Consider the following 1,179-nt stretch of genomic DNA (forward strand, 5'->3'; position numbering starts at 1 on the left):
GCGTGCACGCGCTGGGCTGACACAGACCATCGGCGTGCTGTTCGGTGCCGGAGCAGCAATCGGCCTGATGCACATCGGAGCCGCTCCGCAGATCTCGACGTCGTCGGTCGCGACCGTTCTCATCGGCCTCGGCGGCGCGGTGTTCGGCACACTCGCAGTGATCTTTTCGTTGCTGTTCCTCGTAGTCCAATGGGTGGCAACTACTTTCACACCCCGACTCACACTCTTCCGAGACGCTCCCATCGTCTGGCGAACAGCCGCCGTGGCAATGAGCGTCATCGTTTTCTGCATCACCGCGATCCTCGCGTCGGGCAGCCGGGACACGATGTCGGCGAGTGTTCCGCTCGTGGCAGTCGTGGGCACCTTGGCCGTGCTTGTGCTGTTGCGCGTGGTACTGGCCAATGCCCTTGCCGCAACCCAGATCTCACCGGTCTTGACGACGATCTGCGAACACGGTCAGCAATCGATTGTCGCGACGTACCCCACGAGCGACGACCTCGACCCGAAGCAAGTCGACTCCCCTGCCGAACCACGCAGCATCCTGTGGTCCCGCAATCCGTTGGTACTGCAGCGATTACACGTCGAGAGACTGGTTCACCTCGCCGAATCCGCCGACTCCGTGATCGTCATGGAGGAGACGGTCGGGTCAACACTGCGCGCAGGCGCGACGCTCGCCCACGTGTACGGTCGTGCGCCACAGAGCCTTGACAAAGGCAATAGCGACGTCGGAGAAATCGATACCGGGACCTTCTTCGCTGCGCTCGACACCGGGCCAGAACGCACATTCGACGGCGATCCGCTCCTGGCCTTCCGCCTCATCGCCGATATCGCACTCCGTGCCATGTCGCCCGCGATCAACGATCCCGCGACCGCGGTGCAGGCGGTCGACCAGGTCGAGTTCCTGTTGGTGTCTGCAACGTCCATCGACGAGAGCGCGCGGCGCTGGCGCGATGCCGGTGGTCATCTCAGGCTTGTGGTCCCCCGACCGTCGTGGACGGACATGCTCGTCGTCGGATTCGACGATGTCATCGCGGCCTCGCTCGATTCACCGTTGATGCTTGCCCGACTCGACGCGGCACTTTCTCGCGTATCGACCGTCGCGGCAACCGTCGAACAACGTACGCAACTCGCGCGACGACGCACGTGGGTCGCACAGGCGCGGGCCGACCGATTCCCCAC

General features: G+C 64.0%; 1 protein-coding gene. It reads left to right on the top strand.

Annotation, left to right across the window (positions count from 1 at the left end):
- Positions 1–1,179: DUF2254 family protein (locus A5777_RS11360; RefSeq protein WP_064862737.1), on the top strand; the 1,179-nt coding region annotated here is incomplete at both ends.

This window comes from Gordonia sp. 852002-10350_SCH5691597 (assembly GCF_001665715.1).
GTDB lineage: Bacteria > Actinomycetota > Actinomycetes > Mycobacteriales > Mycobacteriaceae > Gordonia > Gordonia sputi.